Annotated in this window: 18 protein-coding genes and 1 pseudogene; all 19 read right to left on the minus strand. The window is 68.7% G+C overall.

The annotated features are described in order from the left end of the window. Positions 1-22: 22 nt before the first annotated feature. The gene (locus V9K99_RS31670; RefSeq protein WP_337005970.1) at positions 23-136 is read right to left on the minus strand and encodes a helix-turn-helix domain-containing protein; all 114 of its coding nucleotides are present in this window, start codon (positions 134-136) and stop codon (positions 23-25) included. Positions 137-697: 561 nt separating this feature from the next. Next, entirely contained in the window at positions 698-1,459 is a 762-nt protein-coding gene (locus tag V9K99_RS31675) for a DivIVA domain-containing protein (protein WP_337005968.1), read from the minus strand. Positions 1,460-1,705: 246 nt separating this feature from the next. Continuing rightward, positions 1,706-2,011 (minus strand): YggT family protein, encoded by a 306-nt coding sequence (locus tag V9K99_RS31680; protein WP_132206882.1) that lies wholly within the window; start codon positions 2,009-2,011, stop codon positions 1,706-1,708. Positions 2,012-2,062: 51 nt separating this feature from the next. Continuing rightward, complete coding sequence (locus tag V9K99_RS31685) at positions 2,063-2,602, minus strand: cell division protein SepF (RefSeq protein ID WP_337005965.1); 540 nt, start codon at positions 2,600-2,602, stop codon at positions 2,063-2,065. A 71-nt stretch (positions 2,603-2,673) separates the two neighbouring features. Then, positions 2,674-3,387 carry a YggS family pyridoxal phosphate-dependent enzyme gene (locus V9K99_RS31690; protein WP_337005963.1) on the minus strand — a complete coding sequence of 238 codons (714 nt, stop codon included), beginning with the start codon at positions 3,385-3,387 and terminating at the stop codon, positions 2,674-2,676. After that, positions 3,387-4,115 carry a polyphenol oxidase family protein gene (locus V9K99_RS31695; protein ID WP_337323607.1) on the minus strand — a complete coding sequence of 243 codons (729 nt, stop codon included), beginning with the start codon at positions 4,113-4,115 and terminating at the stop codon, positions 3,387-3,389. Before V9K99_RS31695 ends, V9K99_RS31690 begins: the two co-directional genes overlap by 1 nt. A gap of 609 nt (positions 4,116-4,724) precedes the next feature. Then, a pseudogene (gene ftsZ / locus V9K99_RS31700) lies at positions 4,725-5,744 on the minus strand (cell division protein FtsZ); the annotation flags it as partial. Between the two features lie 191 nt (positions 5,745-5,935). After that, positions 5,936-6,676, minus strand: coding sequence for a cell division protein FtsQ/DivIB (locus tag V9K99_RS31705; protein ID WP_337005959.1), 741 nt, complete (start codon positions 6,674-6,676; stop codon positions 5,936-5,938). An 18-nt stretch (positions 6,677-6,694) separates the two neighbouring features. Continuing rightward, complete coding sequence (gene murC / locus V9K99_RS31710; RefSeq protein ID WP_337005957.1) at positions 6,695-8,155, minus strand: UDP-N-acetylmuramate--L-alanine ligase; 1,461 nt, start codon at positions 8,153-8,155, stop codon at positions 6,695-6,697. After that, positions 8,152-9,240, minus strand: a complete 1,089-nt coding sequence (murG, locus tag V9K99_RS31715) for an undecaprenyldiphospho-muramoylpentapeptide beta-N-acetylglucosaminyltransferase (protein WP_337005955.1) — start codon at positions 9,238-9,240, stop codon at positions 8,152-8,154. Before murG ends, murC begins: the two co-directional genes overlap by 4 nt. A 27-nt stretch (positions 9,241-9,267) precedes the next feature. Continuing rightward, the gene (gene ftsW, locus V9K99_RS31720; protein WP_337005953.1) at positions 9,268-10,506 is read right to left on the minus strand and encodes a putative lipid II flippase FtsW; all 1,239 of its coding nucleotides are present in this window, start codon (positions 10,504-10,506) and stop codon (positions 9,268-9,270) included. Between the two features lie 15 nt (positions 10,507-10,521). After that, a complete protein-coding gene (gene murD, locus V9K99_RS31725; protein WP_337005951.1) occupies positions 10,522-11,961 on the minus strand; it encodes a UDP-N-acetylmuramoyl-L-alanine--D-glutamate ligase in 1,440 nt (479 codons plus the stop codon). Further along, complete coding sequence (gene mraY, locus V9K99_RS31730; RefSeq protein ID WP_442914743.1) at positions 11,958-12,992, minus strand: phospho-N-acetylmuramoyl-pentapeptide-transferase; 1,035 nt, start codon at positions 12,990-12,992, stop codon at positions 11,958-11,960. Before mraY ends, murD begins: the two co-directional genes overlap by 4 nt. Before the next feature lie 29 nt (positions 12,993-13,021). Next, positions 13,022-14,413 carry a UDP-N-acetylmuramoyl-tripeptide--D-alanyl-D-alanine ligase gene (locus V9K99_RS31735; protein WP_337005947.1) on the minus strand — a complete coding sequence of 464 codons (1,392 nt, stop codon included), beginning with the start codon at positions 14,411-14,413 and terminating at the stop codon, positions 13,022-13,024. Then, positions 14,410-15,936, minus strand: coding sequence for a UDP-N-acetylmuramoyl-L-alanyl-D-glutamate--2,6-diaminopimelate ligase (locus V9K99_RS31740; protein WP_337005945.1), 1,527 nt, complete (start codon positions 15,934-15,936; stop codon positions 14,410-14,412). Before V9K99_RS31740 ends, V9K99_RS31735 begins: the two co-directional genes overlap by 4 nt. Positions 15,937-16,004: 68 nt before the next feature. Next, on the minus strand, positions 16,005-18,260 hold the full coding sequence (locus tag V9K99_RS31745) for a peptidoglycan D,D-transpeptidase FtsI family protein (protein WP_337005943.1): 2,256 nt from the start codon (positions 18,258-18,260) through the stop codon (positions 16,005-16,007). A gap of 4 nt (positions 18,261-18,264) precedes the next feature. After that, positions 18,265-18,918, minus strand: coding sequence for a hypothetical protein (locus tag V9K99_RS31750; protein ID WP_337005941.1), 654 nt, complete (start codon positions 18,916-18,918; stop codon positions 18,265-18,267). After that, entirely contained in the window at positions 18,918-19,883 is a 966-nt protein-coding gene (rsmH, locus tag V9K99_RS31755) for a 16S rRNA (cytosine(1402)-N(4))-methyltransferase RsmH (protein ID WP_337005939.1), read from the minus strand. The genes V9K99_RS31750 and rsmH overlap by 1 nt, the downstream gene beginning before the upstream one ends. A 291-nt stretch (positions 19,884-20,174) precedes the next feature. After that, positions 20,175-20,606 (minus strand): division/cell wall cluster transcriptional repressor MraZ, encoded by a 432-nt coding sequence (gene mraZ / locus V9K99_RS31760; protein ID WP_132206898.1) that lies wholly within the window; start codon positions 20,604-20,606, stop codon positions 20,175-20,177. Positions 20,607-20,706: the final 100 nt, after the last annotated feature.

A 20,706-nucleotide genomic window follows, 5' to 3' on the forward strand; every position in this document is an offset into this window, starting at 1 on the left:
TGATCACGTCGACCAGCAGGAGCTAGCCGCGCTTCTCCAGGTCGGCGACCGTCTTCGACGCGGCCTGCTGCGTGACACCGAGCAGCTCGGCGAGTGTGCTGATCGTCACCGGCCCGCCGACCAGATGCTGGTACACCCACACCGTCCGCGAACCGCGTGTCGGTGAACCCGTCGGCGGCGAGCCGCGACCGGGAGTCCCGAGACGAAGCCGGCCGGAGGCTGAGCTGCAGCTACCCGGGAGCCAGGCCATGAAGTGGCAGCTGCGGACTGCCGGGCGGAGTGGGTCGGCGATACGGCGACCCGGCACCGGGTGTGGGAGTTGTACCGGGATGCCCCGGCCCCACTCGGCTTCGACTTCTGGAGTGTGTTCCCCGATGGTCCGGCCCCCGGTCGCGGGGCCTCCCGGCCTGGACTGAGGAGCGCAGGGAGCGAAGCGACCGGAGTGACGAGGGAAGGCCGGGAGTCACAGCCCCGCGACCCCCGCGCCGGAGGCGCGGCATTCAACAGAGAATAACCCTCAGTTCTGCGGCTTGCGCCGTACCGGCTGCGGCTCAGTGATGTGGAAACGCTGAGCGGCCGGAAGGAACCTCTGGTCTGGCCCTGACACCGTGTCACCAGGCTGGGACGGTGTGTCAAAAGAGTCCGGACATGACGAAGAGGCGGTGCCGCCGGAAAGCACCGCCTCTCGTCGAGGTTTTTAGACGCCGTGACCGTGTGCCTGGGCGCGGGCCTCCGGGCGGAAGCCGTTGCGCGGGCTGAGCGTGTCGTCGCCGTTGCCCAGCGCCTTGAGCTGCTCGGTGAAGTAGGTCTTCAGCCGGCTGCGGTACTCGCGCTCGTAGGCGTGCAGGTCGTCGATCGTGCGCTCCAGCTGGCCCTTCTGCTTCTCCAGGGTGCCGAGCATCTGAGCGCGGCGCTCAGCGATCTCGCCGTCCAGCTTCTCGGCGCGGGCGCGAGCCTCACCGGTCATCCGGTCGGCCTTGCCGCGGGCCTCGTTCTCCAGCCGCTCGGCCTTGGCGCGGGCCTCGCCGATGATCTTGTCGGCGGTGTCCTTCGCCTCCTGGACCAGGTCGTCGGAGTGCTTGGTAGCCATCTCCAGCAGCCGCACCGCGGAGCTGGACGCGTCGCCGACGGTCCCAGCCGCCGCAGCGGCCCCCGCGGCCACTACCGGCGCGGCGACGACAGGCGGCTTCTCCTCCGGCTTCTCGACCACGACCGGGGGCTTGGGCTGCTGCACGACGGGCGGCAGCGCGGCGGTCTGGTCGACCGGCCGCTCCTGTCCGGCGCCCGCGCGCTGAGCCGCCGCGAGCTTGGCCCGCAGCTCCTCGTTCTCGGCGAGAAGTCGCTCGAGCTCGGCTTCGACCTCGTCGAGGAAGGAGTCGACCTCAGTGACGTCGTAGCCCTCCCGTAGTCGGACGGGCGTGAATTGCTTCGAGCGGACGTCATCCGGCGTCAGCGGCATCTTTCACCTCGTTTGTCTGTGTCTTGGCGGAGTCCCCGTGGCCTTCACCTCGGCGACTCAGTAGATCACGTTATCGCTTCGTTGTGTTCTAACGGAATCCGGGCGGGCGATAACGGTCCACAACCCGGCGGACGCCATCAACGAATCGGCCCCGTTGTCGAGACTCTACCTACCCCGTCCCCGGCGTCCTCACCCTCCGACTCGGCGGGCGATTCACCGGTTCCGTACCACCTCCGGTGCGCTGGGTCACAGTGACCGGAGGGCGGTCGAGTTGATCGACATCGCCAGCGAGACGATGACGAACAGCATCAGCATGGACAGGTCGATCCGGATCCCGCCGGCCCCGATCGGGGGCAGGATCCGCCGCAGCGGCCGCAGGAACGGATCGGTGACCGAGTAGATCAACTCGAAGAAGAGCAGCAGCGGCCCCTTCGGGTGCCACTGCGGCGCGAACATGACGATCAGACTGAGCACGAACCGCGCCACCAACATCAGGAAGAAGGCGAGCAGTACCCAGCTGAGAACCGTGAGGACGAGCGCTAGAGCAACCATGTCGTCAATGAGTGTAGAAGACCGGCGGTAACCGTGGCGGACGCCGGGGCGTCAGCTCTGGTTGTAGAACCCGTCCGCCGCGATCTTCTCCTTCTCTTCGGCGGCCACCGTCACGTTCGGTGGGCAGACCAGGAACACCTTGGTGGTGATCCGCTCGATCGAGCCACGGCAGCAGAAGATCAGCCCGGCGGCGAAGTCGACCAGCCGCTTGGCGTCGGAGTGATCCATCTCGGTCAGGTTCATGATGACGGGCGTGCCGTCGCGGAAGTGCTCACCGATGACTCGCGCCTCGTTGTAGCTGCGCGGGTGCACGGTGGTGATGCGGGCCAACTCGGTTACCTCCGGGGACGGTACGACACCACGTCGTTCTGGAAACTTGCTGACCGTCGCGCCCTGCTCCTCGCGGGAGTCCCGGGACTCGCGGACCTCCCGGCCGGCGGGCACCGGCTCGGTCTCGTGGGACTCCCCGTCGACGGCTTCGTCGGAGTACTCGTCGTAGTCGTCGTACTCGTCGTCGTACCGCGCGTTGTAGCGCTCCCCGTCCTCGACCAAGCCGAGGTACACACCCATCTTGCGCAGCGCGCCGCTCATGGCCCTCCAGCCCCTCGATTCCGGTTCGACGACAACGGTGAGCAGGAAGCAAAACCTGCTCGATGTCGACACTAACCGAGTGGAGGACGCGTACCGAGTAAGGCGCGCCCGAGCCGAACGTGTGTCGCTCCCTGCCTGATCGCGGCGTCCAGGTCACCGGTCATCCCGGCGGAGATCCAGTCGGCACCGGCGTGTTCGGAGCGTAGCCGGGAGGCTACTTCATGCAGTCCGGCGAAGGCCTCGTCGGGGTCCGATCCCAGCGGGGCGACCGCCATCACGCCGCCCAGCTCCAACCCGTCCGCCGCCGCTACCTCAGCCGCCAGCTCCGGTACGGCGGAAGGCTCGACGCCACCGCGGCCGGCACCGGTCGCGGCCTCCGCCGATCCGTACGACGCGAGGCTCACCTGGAGCAGACAGCGGACGGTCCGTTCTTCGGCGACCGCGGCCTTGGACAACGCGGTCACGAGCGACAAGCGGTCCACCGAGTGCACGACCGACGCATACCGGACCACGGAACGCGCCTTCTTCGACTGCAGTTGCCCGACGAAGTGCCAGGTGGCGTCCGGACAGTCCGGCGCCTTCGACTTGAGCTCCTGCTCGCGGTTCTCGCCGACGTCGCGCACCCCGAGTACTGTCAGCGCCCGTACGTCGCTGACTGGGAAGGTTTTGGTGATCGCGACAAGGGTGACCTCGTCCGGAGCCCTCCCGGCCGCCTCACAGGCCTTCTCGATCCGCTCCCGCACCAGCCGCAGGTTCTCCCGCAGCTCATCCTCACGTGTAGTCATCAGTGGACCAGCTTGACCAGTCCGGCCAGGCGGCCGCTGACCGGACCTTCCCGCCGGTACGAGTACAGGTTCTCCGACTCGATCGTGCACGCGGTCGCGTCGACCACCTCGACTCCGAGCTCCGCGAGCTGCGACTTCACCCCCGCGGCCACGTCGATCGCTGGTGTCCCCCAACTCGTCTCGGAGTACGACGCCGGCACTCGCTCGGCAATCTCGGCCCGCATCTCCGCCGGTACCTCGTAGCACCTTCCGCACGCATGCGGCCCGAGTACGGCGGTGATCCGCTGCGCACCGAGTTCACGCATCGCCTCGACGGTCGCCGGTACGACGCCGACGTACATCCCCGGGCGACCGGAGTGCGCGGCACCGATGACACCCTGAGCGGAATCGGCCAGCAACACCGGCAGACAGTCGGCGGCTCGAACACACAACACGACGTCGGACCTGGTGGTGACGATCGCATCCGCGGTCGGCATCGGCCGCGCCGGGAGCTCGTCACCGGGACGGACCACGTGCACGTCCCGGCCGTGGACCTGGCTGACCCGGACAAGTGCTTCCGGCCCGACCCCGAACGCCTCCGCGACCCGCCGGAAGTTCTCCCCGATCAGCTCCGGATCCTCCCCGGCCCCACCGAGATTCAGCTCGCCGTACGGCGCTTGGCTCACACCACCGAAGCGGTCAGTCACAGCGAACCGAACGGAAGCCAAAACCTCGTCGTAGCTGAACACGTCCAAAGGCTACCGGCCCAACAACCTCACGTTGAGAAGCCACCGACCACTGTGCGGGTCGCGCAGTGGTCGGTGGCTTCTCAAGGTCCGGGGTTACTTGAGGAAGTCCGGGATGTCGAGGTCCTCTTCAGGCTCGGGCTTGCGGGCCGGGCGAGGGGTGGTGGGCTGCGACGGGGTGGACGTCGACGGCGAGCTGCTCGGGCCGTTGACGGGCCAGGAGTGCTGAGAGGTCGGCGTCGCCGGGGTGTGTGGTGCGGGCTGCGGGGTCTGCGGCACGGTGCGGACCGGGTCGCCGGCCTGCGGGCGCGCCGAGTTCGTCGTACCGGCACCCGGGCGGCCTTCGGTCGGAGCCGGCACCGGGACGGTGTCGTCGGTCGGAGTCGGCGGCACTGCCGGAGTAGCGAACTGTCCGTTCGAGCCCTGGCCTGCCCCGGTCTGGCCCGCGGAGGCCTGGCCGGCCGGCGGCTGCCCGCCGGTCTGAGCCGGTGCGGCCTGACCGTTCGACGCCGGCGCGGCAGGGGACTGCCCGCCGCCAGGCTGACCACCGGCAGGTGGCGTGGCCGGAGGAGTCTGCGGCGGGTTCGTGCCGGACTGCATCGGTGCCGAGTAGGAGCTCTCGTTGCTTGGCCGCGACGGTGTCTGCGGACGGGCCGAGTTCATCGCCTGCTCGCGGCGCTTCGGCATCCCGCCGTCGAAACCGGCCGCGATCACGGTGACCCGCACCTCGTCGCCGAGGGCGTCGTCGATGACCGCGCCGAAGATGATGTTCGCGTCCGAGTGGGCCGACTCCGACACCAGCTGGGCCGCCTCGTTGATCTCGAACAGACCGAGGTCGGAACCGCCGGCGATCGACAGCAGGACGCCGTGCGCACCCTCGATACTTGCCTCGAGCAACGGAGACGAGATGGCCGCCTCGGCGGCCGCGACCGCGCGGTCCTCACCGCGGGACGAGCCGATGCCCATCAGCGCCGAACCCGCGTTCGACATGACCGCCTTGACGTCGGCGAAGTCGACGTTGATCAGGCCGGGGGTGGTGATCAGGTCGGTGATACCGGAGACACCCTGCAGCAGCACCTGGTCGGCCTGCTTGAATGCGTCCAGCACCGACACGGCCCGGTCGGAGATGGTCAGCAGCCGGTCGTTCGGGATGACGATCAGCGTGTCCACCTCCTCGCGGAGGGTGGCGATGCCGTCTTCTGCCTGGGTCGCGCGCCGCTTTCCCTCGAACGAGAACGGCCGCGTGACGACACCTATCGTCAAGGCGCCGAGCGAGCGGGCGATCCGGGCCACCACCGGCGCACCGCCGGTCCCGGTCCCACCACCCTCGCCGGCGGTGACGAAGACCATGTCGGCGCCCTTCAGCGCCTCCTCGATCTCCTCCGCGTGGTCCTCGGCGGCCTTCTGCCCGATCGCCGGGTTCGCCCCGGCGCCGAGGCCACGGGTCTCCTCGCGGCCGATGTCGAGCTTGACGTCCGCGTCGCTCATCAGCAACGCCTGCGCGTCGGTGTTGATGGCGATGAACTCAACGCCCTTCAGACCGTGCTCGATCATCCGGTTGACGGCGTTCACGCCGCCTCCGCCGATGCCGACGACCTTGATGAGTGCCAGGTAGTTCTGCGGTGCCGCCACGTCCGCGCCTCTCGCCTCGTTCTGTTCCCGTTGTGGCCGGTTGGCCCCTGTTCCAGCGAAAAGTTCCAGCGAAAAGACTGAACCTCAAGTGGATGCTTAGACTTATGTCAACTTTAGATTACGCCGCACGGTACGGGACCGATTCGGGCAATGTCCACGCGCCTCGCCGCGCACTGCCGTGATGTGATCCGTCACCGCTTTTCCCCTTTGGTGACAGGGAGATCGGGCGCCGACACGTCGTACACGGTCGCCTTGCGCTTCATCAGTACGCTGAGTACCTCGGCCTTGCGCTCGCTGTCATCGGAACTGCCCCAAACGACCTTCACCCCGGACTCGAGGTTGAGGGTGATCGAGTCCGGCGACGCTGCCGAGATCGAGGTCACCTGGGTCCGCAGTGTGGACGGCAGTGCGGCCGAAACCGTCACCACCGACCGGACCGTCACGTCGCGCCGGGTCCCGGTCACCTTCGCTTCCGGCAGCCCGGCCGGCCGGTCCGGCACCGTCTTGAACGCCGTACCGGTGGCGTCGACCAACTCGAACCGCGTCCCGTCGGTGACCACCACCACCGGAACCCGTTCGGTGACGACGATCACGACCTTGTTCGGCCAGGCTCTGGTCACCTGCGCGTCGGCCACCGCCGGGATGGTCCGGACCCGTTCGGCGATCGAGCTCAGATCGACCTTCGCCAGCGGGGTGCCCATCGGCGCCTCGGCGACGTTCTCGATCGTTGCCACCGGCACCGTATCTGCCCCGCTCACCCGGACACCGTCGACCGCGAGCGCGGAGGAGAAGTAGAACAACCAGACGACCAGTCCGCCCAGCACCAGCAGGGCTCCACCGATCGCCCACGGCAACCAGCTTCGCCATCGCACCAGCCGTTGCCGGCGCGCAAACCGCTGTTGTGCCCGAGCCAGATCAGCGCTCTGGCTCATTCAGTAAACCCCACCCTTTTACTCCACCACAGGAGCGAGGGCCTCGGCCGCAGACTCGCGGGCGGCGGCGCGTTCGGCCAGCAAACCGACCACTTCCGGCCCGATCAGCGTCACGTCGCCGGCGCCCAGGGTCACCACGAGGTCACCCGGCTCGGCCAGATCGGCGACCACCTGCGGTACGGCGGACCACGACGGCTCGAACCGGACCTGTTCCGGCTTCAACGGCACGTGGTTCGCGATCAACGCACCGGTGACACCGGGCTCCGGGTCCTCGCGGGCCGCGAACACGTCCATCACGACGACCTCGTCGGCCAGTGCGAGCGCCTCGGAGAACTGGGTCGCGAAGATCCTGGTCCGGCTGAACAGATGCGGCTGGAAGCACGCGATCACGCGCCCCTCCCCCGCCACCTGCCGGGCCGCGGTCAGGTCGACGGCCAGCTCGGTCGGGTGGTGGGCGTAGGAGTCGAACACCCGGACCCCGTCCTCGAGCCCCTTGAACTCGAACCGCCGGCCGGTCCCGGTGAACGACGCCAGCCCCTCGGCCAGATCGGCCGCGGAGAACCTGAGCCCCAGCCCGACCGTCAACGCGGCCGACGCGTTCAGCGCGTTGTGCTTACCCGCCTGCTGCAGTTGGACGATCGGAAGCTTCCGGCCGCGGTACACCGGCACGAACGACTGCGTCGCCCCGGTCGCGGTGATCTCGGTGACCCGCATGTCCGCATCGTGCGACTCGCCGTACGTCCGTACGTCGATACCGCGATTACGCGCGAACTCGGCCAGCTTCCGCGCGCCGGCGTCGTCGTAGCAGATCACCATGAAACCGCCCGGGATCACCCGGTCGCAGAACTGCTCGAAGGCGAGCCGGTAGCTGGCCTCGTCGCCGTAGTTGTCCAGGTGGTCCGGCTCGACCGAGGTGACGATCGACACCTCGGGGCTGTAGGTCAGGAACGACTTGTCCGACTCGTCCGCCTCGGCGACGAACAAGTCGCCGGTGCCGTCGTGGGCGTTCGACCCGGACTCGTTCAGGTTGCCGCCGATCGCGTACGACGGATCAGCCGCGCAGTGCTGCAGCGCGACGGTGAGCATCGACGTGGTGGTCGTCTTGCCGTGCGTACCGGCGACCGCCAGCGTCCGGCGGCCGACCATCACCGAGGCGAGCGCGGCGGCCCGCGGCAGGATCGGGATCCCGGCGGCCCGGGCGGCGACCACCTCGGGGTTGGTCTCGCGGATCGCGGTGGACACCACCACGGTGTCCGCCTCGGCGACGTGCTCGGCGGCGTGACCGACCCAGCAGGTGGCGCCGAGCGCGCGCAACGCCCCCAGCACCTTGCCGTCCTTGGCATCGGAACCGGACACCTCGATGCCGCGGGACGCCATGATCCGGGCGATACCGGACATCCCGGCGCCGCCGATACCTACGAAGTGCACCCTGCCCAGCTTCTCCGCGGGCAGCGTTGTGTCAGGAGCGGTGACGATCACGAAGCAGACCCCACCACATCCAGGATGATCCGCGCCAATCGCTCGTCGGCATCCGTCCGGATGACGCCCTTCGCCGCAGTGGACATGGCTGTCAGACGCGCGGTGTCGAGCAGAAGTTGCGGAACAGTGCCACGAACCCAGTCCGGCGTGACCTCGGCGTTGTCCACCAGCAGTCCGCCGCCGGCATCGACCACGGGCTTGGCGTTCAGCCTTTGCTCACCGTTACCGATTGGCAGCGGAACGTAGATGGCAGGCAGCCCGACACCGGACACCTCGGTGACTGTGTTCGCACCCGACCGGCACACGACCAGGTCGGCCGCCGCATAGGCGAGGTCCATCCGGTCGACGTACGACAGCACCACATAAGGCAGGTGCCCAGTGGACGGCACCTCAAGAGTGTTCTTCGGCCCGATCACGTGCAGAACCTGGATCCCGGCCGCTTGCAGATCGGCGGCGGCACCCGCGACTGCCTCGTTCAGCCGCTGCGCCCCCTGCGAACCGCCGGTGACCAGCAGCGTCGGCGCGTTCGGGTCGAGCCCGAAGAACTGCCGCGCCTCGGCCCGCAGCGCGGCCCGGTCCAGCGTCGAAATGGCCCGCCGGATCGGCAGACCGACGTACGACGCATGCGGCAGTTCGGTCCCCGGGAACGAGGTCACCACGTTCTGCGTGCAGTAGCGGGCGGCGAACTTGTTCGCGATCCCCGGGACCGCGTTGCCCTCGTGGACGACGATCGGGGTCTTGCGCCGCCAGGCGGCGACGTACGCGGGGGTGGAGACGTATCCGCCGAAGCCGACCAGGACATCTGCCTTGGCCTCGTCCAGGATCCGGCGGGCGGCGCTGACCGAGGCGAGCATCTTGCCCGGTACGGCGAGCAGCGCCGGCGTCGGCTTCCGCGGCAGCGGCACCGGCGGGATCAGTTCGAGCCGGTAACCGGCTTCCGGGATCACCCGGGTCTCCAGGCCGCGCTCGGTCCCGAGAGCGAGGATCTCGACGGTCGGATCGATCCGGCGCAGGGCGTCGGCGGTGGCGATCAGGGGTGAGGTGTGGCCGGCGGATCCTCCACCGGCCAGAACGATGCTGGGCACAGCTTTCAACGCTCCCGCGTGTTCTCGTCAGGTCGTACGCGACGGCAGCCACCCGAACCGTGGCCGCCTGGTCTCCTTCAGTGCGGCCTGCGCGCCGGGTTCGGCCTTCGCGAAGGACAGCAGCATGCCGATCGCGATCAGCGTCGGCAGCAGTGCGGAACCACCGTACGACAAAAGCGGGAGCGGAATCCCCACGATGGGTAGCAGTCCGATCACGGCGCCCAGGTTGACCAGGGTCTGCGCCATGATCCAGATGGTGATCCCGGCCGCCGCATAGCGGACGAACGGCTCGGTGTTCCGGGTCGCGATCCGCACCCCGGCGTAGGCCAGGGTGAGGAACAGGGCGAGCACGGTGAGCGACCCGACCAGGCCGAGCTCCTCACCGATCACGGAGAAGATGAAGTCGGTGTGCGCCTCCGGCAGGTTGCCCCACTTCTGCCGGCTGTTGCCGATCCCGACGCCCCACCAGCCGCCGGTCGAGAGCGCGTAGAACGAGTGGTACGCCTGCCAGCCGATCCCGGACGGGTCGTTGAACGGGTCCCAGAACGACGAGATCCGGTCCATCCGGTGCTTCGCGGTGATGACGAAGTACGACGCGATCGTGCCGACCACCACGATGGTCGCGACGAACAGCCGGGTCGGCGCGCCGACGATCCAGATCAGCCCGATCATCACGGCCATCAGGACCAGCGCCGTACCGAGGTCGCGCTGGCCGACGACGAGCGCGATCACCAGACCGCAGACCGGCACCATCGGCACCAGCAGGTGCTTCCACTGGGTCAGCAGCTTCTCCTTGCGCGCGTACAGGTCCGCGCACCACATCACCAGCGCCAGCTTGGCGAACTCACTCGGCTGGATCTGCAGCGGACCGCCGAGGTTCAGCCAGTTCGTGTTGCCGTTCACGCCGACACCCAGGCCGGGGATGTAGGTCAGTACGAGCAGGAACACCGAGCCGAGCAGGGCGACGTACGCGAGCATGCGGAAGTGCCGCGGTGTCATCCGGGACGCGACGTACGCCATCGGCAGGCCGACGCCGACCCAGATCAGCTGGCGGACGAAGATCGTGTAGCTGTTCCCGTTCGCGCGCAGCGACAGCACGCTCGACGCCGACAGCACCATCAGCAGCCCGAGCACCAGCAGCAGGCCGGTCGCACCGAGCAGGATGTGGTACGACGTCAGCGGCCGGTCCAGCACATCGCGGATGGCGGCCACCCACGGCCGCTCCTCGCGTTTCTTCTGATCCGGCTGATCAGCGATCGACGTCACCCGATCACCTCCGGATCAGCTGTTGCCCAGTCGACGCACGGCTTCGGCGAAGGCGTCCCCACGGGCTCCGTAGTTGGCGAACATGTCCCAGGAGGCGCAGCCGGGCGCGAGCAGCACGGTGTCTCCTGCCTGTGCAAGCTTCGCCGCCTCCCCCACCACGATCTCCATGGCTCCAGTGTCCGTTGCCTCGACAGTGATCGTCGGGACATCGGGTGCGTGTCGGGCAAGAGCTTCGGCGATCACCAGCTTGTCCTGGCCGAGCAGTACGACGGCCCGCAGCCGATCGCGCGCCGCGACCACCAACTCGTCGAACGTCGCCCCCTTGGCCTGACCGCCGGCGATCCAGACCACATGCTCGTAGGCCAGCAACGACGCCTGCGCCGCATGCGGGTTGGTCGCCTTCGAGTCGTCCACATAGTTGACCCCGGCAACTTCCGCGACGTGCGCGATCCGATGCTTGTCCGGCCGGAACCCGCGCAGCCCGTCCCGTACCGCGGTCGCGGGTACGCCGAACGCCCGGGCCAGTGCGGCCGCGGCCAGCGCGTTCGCCACGTTGTGCGGCGCGGCCGGCGTGATGTCGGCCAGGGTCGCCAGCTCCAGCGCGGACGTCGCCCGCTGCTCGACGAACGCGCGGTCGACCAGCAGTTCGTCGACCAGGCCGAGCATCGAGATGTCCGGCGTACCGAGGGTGAAGCCGATCGCCCGGCAGCCCTCGATCACGTCGGCGTCCATCACCAGCTGCTCGGTGGCCGGGTCGGCGACGTTGTAGACGCAGGCGACCTGGCAGTTCTCGTAGATCCGGCCCTTGGCCTGCGCGTACGCATCCAGCGAGCCGTGCCAGTCGACATGGTCCGGTGCGATGTTCAGTACGGCGGCCGAGTGCGCGGACATCGAGTGGGTGAAGTGCAGTTGGTAGCTCGACAGCTCGACCGCGATCACGTCGTACGGCTCGGGGTCCATCACGGCTTCCAGCAACGGCAGCCCGACGTTGCCGGCGGCAACGGCCCGGTGACCGGCGGCGGTGAGCATCGCGGTCAGCATCTGGACAGTCGTGGTCTTGCCGTTGGTGCCGGTGATGCACAACCACGGCGCGGCGTTGGCCGGGTCACGCAGCCGCCAGGCCAGCTCGATCTCACTCCAGATCGGCACCTCACGCTCTGCCGCCTGCGCCAGCAACGGCGCGTGCGGTGGTACGCCGGGCGACGTCACGACGACGTCGACGTCCTTGGGCAGTTCCGCCGTACTGCCCGGACCGAGAGTGATGGCGGCACCGAGGGTCTCGAGGATCTGCGCCTTCTCCCGCAGCGCCTCGGTGTCCCGATCATCCAGTACGACGACGTGCTCGGCGCCGGCCTGGAGCAACGAGTCCGCGCAGGCGTAGCCCGCCGTACCGAACCCGAGAACGACGAACCGGGTCGTCGCCCAGCCGTCGGAAGTGCGGGTCTCCATACTCATCCGGTCACCCACTCGGCGTAGAAGATCCCGAGTCCGATCACCACGCACAGGCCCTGGATGATCCAGAACCGGATCACCACGTTCACCTGTTCCCAGCCGAGCATCTCGAAGTGGTGATGCAGCGGCGCCATCCGGAACAGCCGCTTGCCCTTGGTGATCTTGAAGTAGCCGACCTGCAGGATCACCGAGGCGGTGATGATGACGAACAGACCCCCGAGCAGCAGCACCAGCAGCTCGGTCCGGGTCATCACCGCGAAGCCGGCCAGCGCGCCGCCCAGCGACAGCGAGCCGGTGTCACCCATGAAGATCTTCGCCGGCGACGCGTTCCACCACAGGAAGCCGAACAGCGCGCCGGTCAGCGAGGCCGCGACGACGGCCAGGTCGTGGGGATCTCGTACTTCGTAGCACTTCGCGCCCACGCCCTGCGCGGTCGCGCAGCTCTGGTTGAACTGCCAGATGCAGATCAGGGTGTACGCGCCGAAGACCATCATCGACGCACCGGTGGCCAGACCGTCGAGACCGTCGGCCAGGTTCACGCCGTTCGACATGCCGGCGATCAGCAACAGGATCCAGATCACCACCAGGACCCCGGCCAGATGCAGCCAGTTGATGTCGCGGATGAACGAGATGAACGGCGAGGCCGGCCGCTGGCCGCGTTCGTCCGGGAACTGCAGCGCCAGCACCGCGAAGGAGACCGCGACCATGGTCTGGCCGGCCAGTTTCGCCTTGCTGCGCAGGCCGAGGCTGCGCTGCCGGAAGATCTTGATGAAGTCGTCCAGGAAGCCGACCGCGCCCATCCCGGCGAACAGGAACAGCACCAGCAGGGCCGACGCGGTCGGCGGGGTCATCGTGAACAGCTTCGCCGCGAAGTACCCGATGATGGTCGCGACGATGAAGACGGTGCCGCCCATCGTCGGCGTACCGCGCTTGGTGTGGTGCGAGGTCGGGCCGTCGTCGCGGATCTCCTGGCCGTAACCGCGCCTGGCCAGCAGGGTGATCGCCCACCGGGTGCCGATCAGGGTCAGCACCATCGAGACGGCACCGCCGAACAGGATCGAGATCACTGCTTGTCCTCCAACAAGGCGTCGGCGAGGCTGCGCAGTTTCGCCGCCTTCGAGGACTTCACCAGCACCACGTCACCGGCCCTCAACTCGGTACGGAGCAGCTCGAGGGCTTCCGGAATGGTGTCGACGAAGGCCGACTCGTTCCCCCAGGAGCCTTCCAGTGAAGCCCCGAGATGGATCGGTTTCGCGCCCGCGCCGACCACGACCAGGCGGTTCACGTCGAGCCGGACCACGAGCCGGCCGATCGCGTCGTGCTCCTCGGCGGAGGTGTCGCCGAGCTCGAGCATCTCGCCGAGCACCGCCCAGGTGCGCGCGCCGCGGGCCCGGCCGATCGCGACCAGCGCCTTGAGCGCGGCGCGGACCGAGTCCGGGTTGGCGTTGAACGCGTCATTGATCACCGTCACGCCGTCCGCGCGCTCGGTGACCTCCATCCGCGCCGCCGACACCGGAGTGGCCGCAATCAGGCCTTCCGCAAGCTGTTCCGGCGTCAGCCCGACCGCATACCCGACAGCCACCGCGCCGAGCGCGTTGGAAACGTAGTGCTCGCCGATGTACTGCAACTGGACGGTGCGGCTGAAGTCGCCGATCCGCAAGGTGAAGCTCGCCCGGCCCTCGGCGTCGAGCTTGACGTCGGTCGCCCGGACACCGGCGCCGTCGGCCTCGCCGAAGGTCAGCACCCGCTGCTCGGTCCGGCTCGCCATCGCGGCGACCCGATGGTCGTCGGCATTGAGTACGGCGGTTCCGCCCGGGACCAACGCCTCGATCAGTTCACCCTTGGCCAGTGCGATGTTGTCCTGGCTGCCGAACTCGCCGATGTGCGACGTCCCGACGTTGAGCACCAGTCCGACCCGCGGCGGTGTGATGCCGCACAGGTAGGTCAGGTCGCCGATGTGTCGCGCGCCCATCTCGGCCACCAGGAACTTCGTGGTCTCCGTCGCCTGCAGGGCGGTGAGCGGATGTCCGAGCTCGTTGTTGAACGAACCCTCCGGCGACACGGTCTCGCCGTACGGCCTGATCAGCTGGGCGATCAGGTCCTTGGTGCTGGTCTTTCCGGACGATCCGGTCAGCCCGATCACGGTGAGGCCGGGCAGCCGGCTGATGACGAGGCGCGCCAGGTCGCCCAGTGCCTTCTGCGCGTCGCCGACGATGATGCAGGGACAACCGTCGATCGGGCGGGTCACCAGTGACACCGTGACGCCGGCCTCGGTCGCCGTACCGACGTAGTCGTGCCCGTCGACGCGCTCGCCGGGCAGGGCGACGAACAGCCCGCCCGGTACGGCGGCACGCGAATCGATCACCACCGCGCCGTCCACGACAGCTGACGGGTCGACGCCCACCAGCTCGCCGTCGACGGCGTCGGCGATCTCGCCGCAACTGACAGGGATCACCGCTCTGCCTCCAGCAACTCACGCACGGTTTCGCGATCGTCGAACGGGTGGATCACACCGCCGACGTCCTGGCCGGTCTCATGGCCCTTCCCCAGCACAACGACGGTGTCCCCCGGGCCGGCCAGCTCGATCGCGCCGGCGATGGCCTGGCGGCGGTCGCCGATCTCGTGCAGGTCGGCGTTCGGCACCGCGGCCCGGGCACCCTCGAGCGCGGCGGCCCGGATCGTCGCCGGGTCCTCGCTGCGCGGGTTGTCGTCGGTGATGATCACGACGTCCGCCGCCCGCGCGGCCGCGGCCCCCATCGCGGGACGCTTGCCCGCGTCACGGTCGCCTCCACAGCCCACAACGGCGTACAGACGGCCCTTGGTCGCACCGCGCGCAGCCCTGAGCGCGAGCTCGACGGCATCCGGGGTGTGCGCGTAGTCGACGATCACCGCCAGGCCATCCTCGCGGGTGAACGTCTCCATCCGGCCCGGTACGGCAGCCGTCCGCAGCCCGGCCGCGATCTCCTCAGCCGGTACGCCGACCTGCCGCAGCATCACGGTCGCCAGCAGCGCGTTCGCCACGTTGAAGTCACCGGGCAGCGCGATCTCGACGGTCAGCGTCTCGTCTGGCCCGTGGACGTCGAAGACAGTAGTGCCGTGCTCGGACCGGTGCCGATTGGCGACAGTCCAGTCGGCCTCCCCCGTGGCGGACACAGTCATCAGCGGTACGACGGTCTGCGCAGCCAACCGACGGCCGTATTCGTCGTCGATCATCACCACCGCCACATCACACCGCTCCGGGGTGAACAACGAGGCCTTCGCCGCAAAGTACTCCTCGAACGTGTTGTGGAAGTCCAGGTGGTCCTGAGTGAGGTTGGTGAACCCGGCGACCGCGAACCGGGCGCCGTCCACCCGCCCCAGCGCCAGCGCGTGGCTGGACACCTCCATCGAGCACCACCCGACCGCCCGCTCCCGCATCACCGCGAACAGCGCGTGCAGATCGGTGGCCTCCGGAGTGGTCCGGACGCTCTTCACCACCTCGTCGCCGATCCGGGTCTGGATCGTCCCGATCAGGGCGGCCGGTCCGAGCCGGCGCAGTACGGCGTCCAGCAGGAAGCTGGTCGTGGTCTTGCCGTTGGTCCCGGTCACGCCGAGCAGCCGCAGTTCCTTGGTCGGCTCACCGTAGATCCGCGCCGCGACCGCACCGAGCACGTCCCGCGGCCGGTCGACCACCAGCACGGGCAGACCGGTCTCCCTGGCTCGCTCCTCACCGGTCGGATCGGTCAGTACGGCGACCGCCCCGGCCTGCTCCGCCTTGGCGACGAACGCGGCGCCATGCGTGACGGCTCCGGGCAGAGCGGCGTACAGATCACCTGGCAGGACTGACCGCGAGTCGAGCGATACACCGGTCACCTCGACGGTGCTGCTGGTGGGGATGCGCGCATGAGCGGTCCTGGCGACCTCGACGAGGCTGACCGGCACGAGATGCCGCGGCCTGATCGCTGCGACGGCGCCGCCTGCGGCGGTAGGGGTGGACACGGGCCCTGAGGCTACCGCTCCAGGCACTGTGACTCCTACCTGGCCCTGCGTCACCAGGCTCTGCTGCGTCACCAGGTGACGGGGACGTTGGGCTGCTTGGCTCCCGTCGGTGGGACGACGTACTTCTGCAGCGCGTAGCTCATCACGTCTCGGAACACTGGTCCTCCCTGGAAACCACCACCCCGAGCACCCGTCGGGTCGTGCAGTACGACGTACGTCACGAACCGTGGGTTGTCGGCCGGGGCGAATCCAGCGAAAGAGGTCGCCCACTTGCCGTACTTGCCGGTCTTCGGGTCGACCTGCTGCGCGGTCCCGGTCTTGCCGGCCACCAGGTAGCCGTCGATCGCCGCCTGCGGTGCGGTGCCGTTCTTCGCGGTCACCGCCTCCATCATCGTGGCGACCTCCTTGGCGGCCTTCTCGCTCACCACCCGGCGCGGCGCCGCGGTCTGGTTCGGGGTGACGGTGCCGTTGGCGTCGACGTAGTCGCGAACCAGCTTCGGCGGCACGTAGACGCCACCGTTGGCGACGGCGTTCACCGCTGCGGTCATCTGGACAGCGTTCACCGACAGGCCCTGACCGAACGCGACGTTCGACCGGGTCAGCTCGGGCCACTCGTCACCCGGCTGCATCAGGCCCTTGCTCTCGCCCGGGAAGTTCAGCCCGGTCGGCTCGCCGAAGCCGAAGTCGTGCAGGTACTTCACGAACTGCGGGATCCGCATCTGCTGCGCGGCCATGATGGTGCCGACGTTCGACGACTTCGCGATCACGCCGGCGATGGTCAGGTTGAGCGTGCCGTGGTCCCAGTGGTCCTTGATGGTCCGTCGCTGCACCTCGATGCTGCCGGGCACCCGGAGCTTGGTGTTCAGGTCGATCAGCCCGGCGTCGGCCAGGGCCGCCATCGTGACCACCTTCTGCACGCTGCCCGGCTCGTAGGTGCGCTCCAGCGCCGGGTTGTTCAGGTCGCTGGACTTGAACTTCTTGTTCGGGTCGAACGTCGGGTAGTTCGCCATCGCCAGGATCTCGCCGGACTTCACGTCCATCGTGATCACCGTGCCGGAGGTGGCCTTGTACTGCTCCACCGCCTGCTGGATCCGCTTCTCCGCGAACCACTGCAGGTCCGCGTCCAGGGTCAGCTGCGCGGTCAGGCCGGGCTTGGGCTCCTCGACCGTGTGGTTCGCGTTCGGGATCTTGTTGCCCTTGGTGTCCACCTCGTACATCGCCTTGCCGTCCTGGCCGGACAGCTTGTCGTTCATCCCGTACTCGAGCCCGGACAGACCCTTGCCGTCGGCACCGACCACGCCGACCACGTTGGCCGCGATGGTGCCGTTCGGGTGGCTGCGGATCGGGTCGTCCTCGGTGTAGATCCCGGCCAGCAGCGGCGCCTGCTGCTCCTTCGGCTTGCCCTGGTTCTGCTGGGTGATCTGGGCGTTCTTCGCCTTCAGCTCGGCCTCGATACCGTTCCAGGTCTGCGGGCTGACCTGACGTGCCAGGTAGGCGAACCGACCCTTGCCGGTCATCGCGGCGACCAGTTTCGCGTACGTCGTGCTGGTCAGCTTCGGCGCCAGGATCGTCGCGAGCTGCTGGGCGACCGGCTTCGTCTGGGTCGGGTCGGCGGTGATCGCGACCGCGTCCTCGGACACGCTCAGCGGTACGCCGTTGCGGTCCAGGATCGCGCCGCGGGACGCGTGCAGCACGAACGGCTTGGTGTTCTCCTTGCTGGCCGCGAGTGCGTAGCTGTCCGGGTCCACGCCCTGCAGCAGCACCAGCCGGCCGGCGAACAGCGACAGCACGAACGCCATCACCCCGAACGTGACCCGCAGCCGGAGCGTCGGCCGCCCCAGCTTCAGCATCGCCGGTGGCTTCCGCTTCTTGGGTCGCGGTGGTCGCCTGTTCTGTGGTGGCCGCTTCCTCGGCGGGCTCTTCTTCGCCGCCGCCTTCTTCACCGGAGCGCGCTTGGCCGGAGCGCTCTGTACTGAAGCCTTCTTGACCGGAGCTTTCTTGGCGGGCGCCTTTTTCGCGGGAGCCTTCTTGACCGGCGCCTTCTTGGCGGCAGCTTTCTTGACCGGAGCTTTCTTGGCCGGCGCCTTCTTGGCCGCGGCCTTCTTCACCGGGCGCCGCTCGGCGCCACCCTGCTCGGTCGCACGCTGCAGCTGCTCCTCGCGGGCCTTGCGGAGGAGGCGTTCGCGGGTGGACTCCGGACGCTGTGGGGCGGTTCGGCTGCTGTCTGTAGTGGACGACGGACGAGGCGGAGCCTTGCGGGGCGGATTGCTCCGCCCCGGTTCACCACGCTTGCGTGGCGGCTCGCTGCCCCGTCGGTCCGTCATCCGATCATCCCCCGGTGGTCGTGTTGCGGGTCGTGGTGGCGGGCGGCTTGTTGCCGGTCGCCGTACCGGTGCGTGCGGTCGTGCCCGTCGCCGGCGGCTTCGTCGCCGTCGCGGGTGGTTTCACCGTGGTCGCCGGCGGCTTCACGGTCGTGGCGGGTGGCTTGACCGAGGTCGCCGGTGGCTTCGGCTTGACCGGCACGACCGGCGGCTTGGTCGCGACACCCGTGGGCGTGCCCGGGCCGAACATCGCCGTACCCGTGCCGGCCTTGCCCTCCTCCGGCACTCCCAGCACCTGGCCGTCGGACAGCCGCAGGAAGACCGGGTTCGGGTTCGGCACCATGCCCATCCGGAGCGCGCTGTCGGCCAGGTTCTGCGGCGACTCGAGCGTGCGGACCTGCTTCTCCAGCTGCTCCTGCTGGTCCTTCAGCTGATCGGCCTGCTTGTTCAGCGCGGTCACCTGGAACGTGCCGCTCTGCAGCTCCGTGTTGAGCAGCAGCAAGCCGACCAAGCCGGCCGCCAGCAGCGACACCACGAAGATGACGAACGGCATCCGCGGCGGCCGGAACGGCGCACCGTAGACGACCCGCAGTTTCGGCTCCGGCCGCTTCGCCGGCGCCGGTGTGACCCGGGCCTTGGAAGGACTGAACACAGTGCTCATCAGGCCACCAATCCCTTCGTCCGGACCCGCTCGGCCGCCCGCACGCGAGCGGAGGCGGCGCGCGGGTTCGCCGCGACCTCCTCCTCGGTCGGCCGCTCGGCACCGCGGGTCAGCAGCTTGAGGTACGGCTCGTGCCCGGCCGGAATCACCGGCAGGTCGTCCGGTACGTCGGACTTGGTGCCGATCGCGAGTGTCTGCTTGGTGATCCGGTCCTCCAGCGACTGGTAGCTCATCACCACGATCCGGCCGTGCAGCGCCAGCGCCTCGATCGCGGCCGGCAGCGCCCGCCGCAGTACGTCGAGCTCGCCGTTCACCTCGATCCGCAGCGCCTGGAAGGTCCGCTTGGCCGGGTGTCCCCCGGTCCGGCGGGCCGCCTGCGGGATCGCGTTACGGACCAGCTCGGACAGTCGCGCACTGGTGGTGAACGGCTCGGTCTCGCGCTCCCGCACGATCCGGTCCGCGATCCGCCGGGCGAACTTCTCCTCGCCGTACTGGAACAGGATCCGGGCCAGGTCGGCCGCGCTGTAGGTGTTCACGATGTCGGCGGCCGTGGTCGGGCCGGTGCTGTCCATCCGCATGTCCAGCGGCGCGTCCTGCGCGTAGGCGAAACCGCGCTCGGCCTCGTCCAACTGCATCGAGGAGACGCCCAGGTCGAACAGGATCCCGTCGATCTCGGGTACGTCGAGGTCCGCGAGCACCCGCGGCAGTTCGTCGTACACGGCGTGCACGAACGTGGTGCGCTCCTGGTACGGCGCGAGCCGGTCGCCGGCGAGTCGCAGCGCTTCGGGGTCACGGTCGAGACCGATCAGCCGGATCTCGGGGAACTGCTGAAGGAACGCCTCGGAATGACCGCCGAGGCCGAGGGTCGCGTCGACGAGAACCGCGCCGGGGTGGGCGAGTGCGGGAGCCAGCAGCGCGACCACGCGCTCCAGCATCACCGGCACATGCCGCTCCGCAGCGTTCATCTCGACCCTTCCCGTCGCCGCGGGAGCGACCCTGCCCCCGCAGGTCTTGTGTGGTGTTCGTCCTGCCTTCCGCGCCGGAGTCGCGGTTTCGGCGCCGTACTGTTCTGCGCTGTCCTCCGGGGCGGCTCGGATGCGGCACCGTCCGGTCAGATCGCGGGTACGCCTTCCGGGGAAGTACCTCTGGTGTCTTGGCGCCGGGGAAGTGACGCCAACACGTCGAGGTCGGAAGTCGGACCCGTGATCTCACCGGACGGTCGGTTCGGTTCTCGGTCCTGCTCGCCCACTCTTCAGCTAGAAGATCCCTGGTAGTACTTCCTCGGAGAGGTCGGCGAACGCCTGCTCCTGCTCCGCGGAGTACCTGTTCCAGTTCTCCGTGTTCCAGATCTCCACCCTGTTCATCGCCCCGATGACGACACAGTCGCGATCCAGTCCCGCGTAATCGCGCAGCATCGGCGGGATGGTGACCCGGCCCTGCTTGTCCGGCACCTCGTTCGAGGCTCCGGCAAACAGCATCCGCAGATAGTCCCGGGCACCTTTGTTGGTGATCGGAGCCTGCTTCAACTGCTCGGTCAGCTGGACGAACTCGCGCTCGGGCCACACGGACAGCGACCGCTCCTGTCCACGGGTGATCACCAGGCCCTCAGCCAGTTCGTCCCGGAACTTCGCCGGCAGGAACAGCCGTCCCTTGTCGTCGAGCTTGGGGAAGTGAGTTCCGAGGAACACGCTCCACCTCCCCGTTGCGGACTCTCCGACTTAGGCGAGCTGTTTCCACCATTTCAGTTCCACTGCGCTCCACCTTACTCCACTTTCCACCACCGTCAAC

Source organism: Kribbella sp. CCNWLW201, assembly GCF_037203805.1.
GTDB lineage: Bacteria > Actinomycetota > Actinomycetes > Propionibacteriales > Kribbellaceae > Kribbella.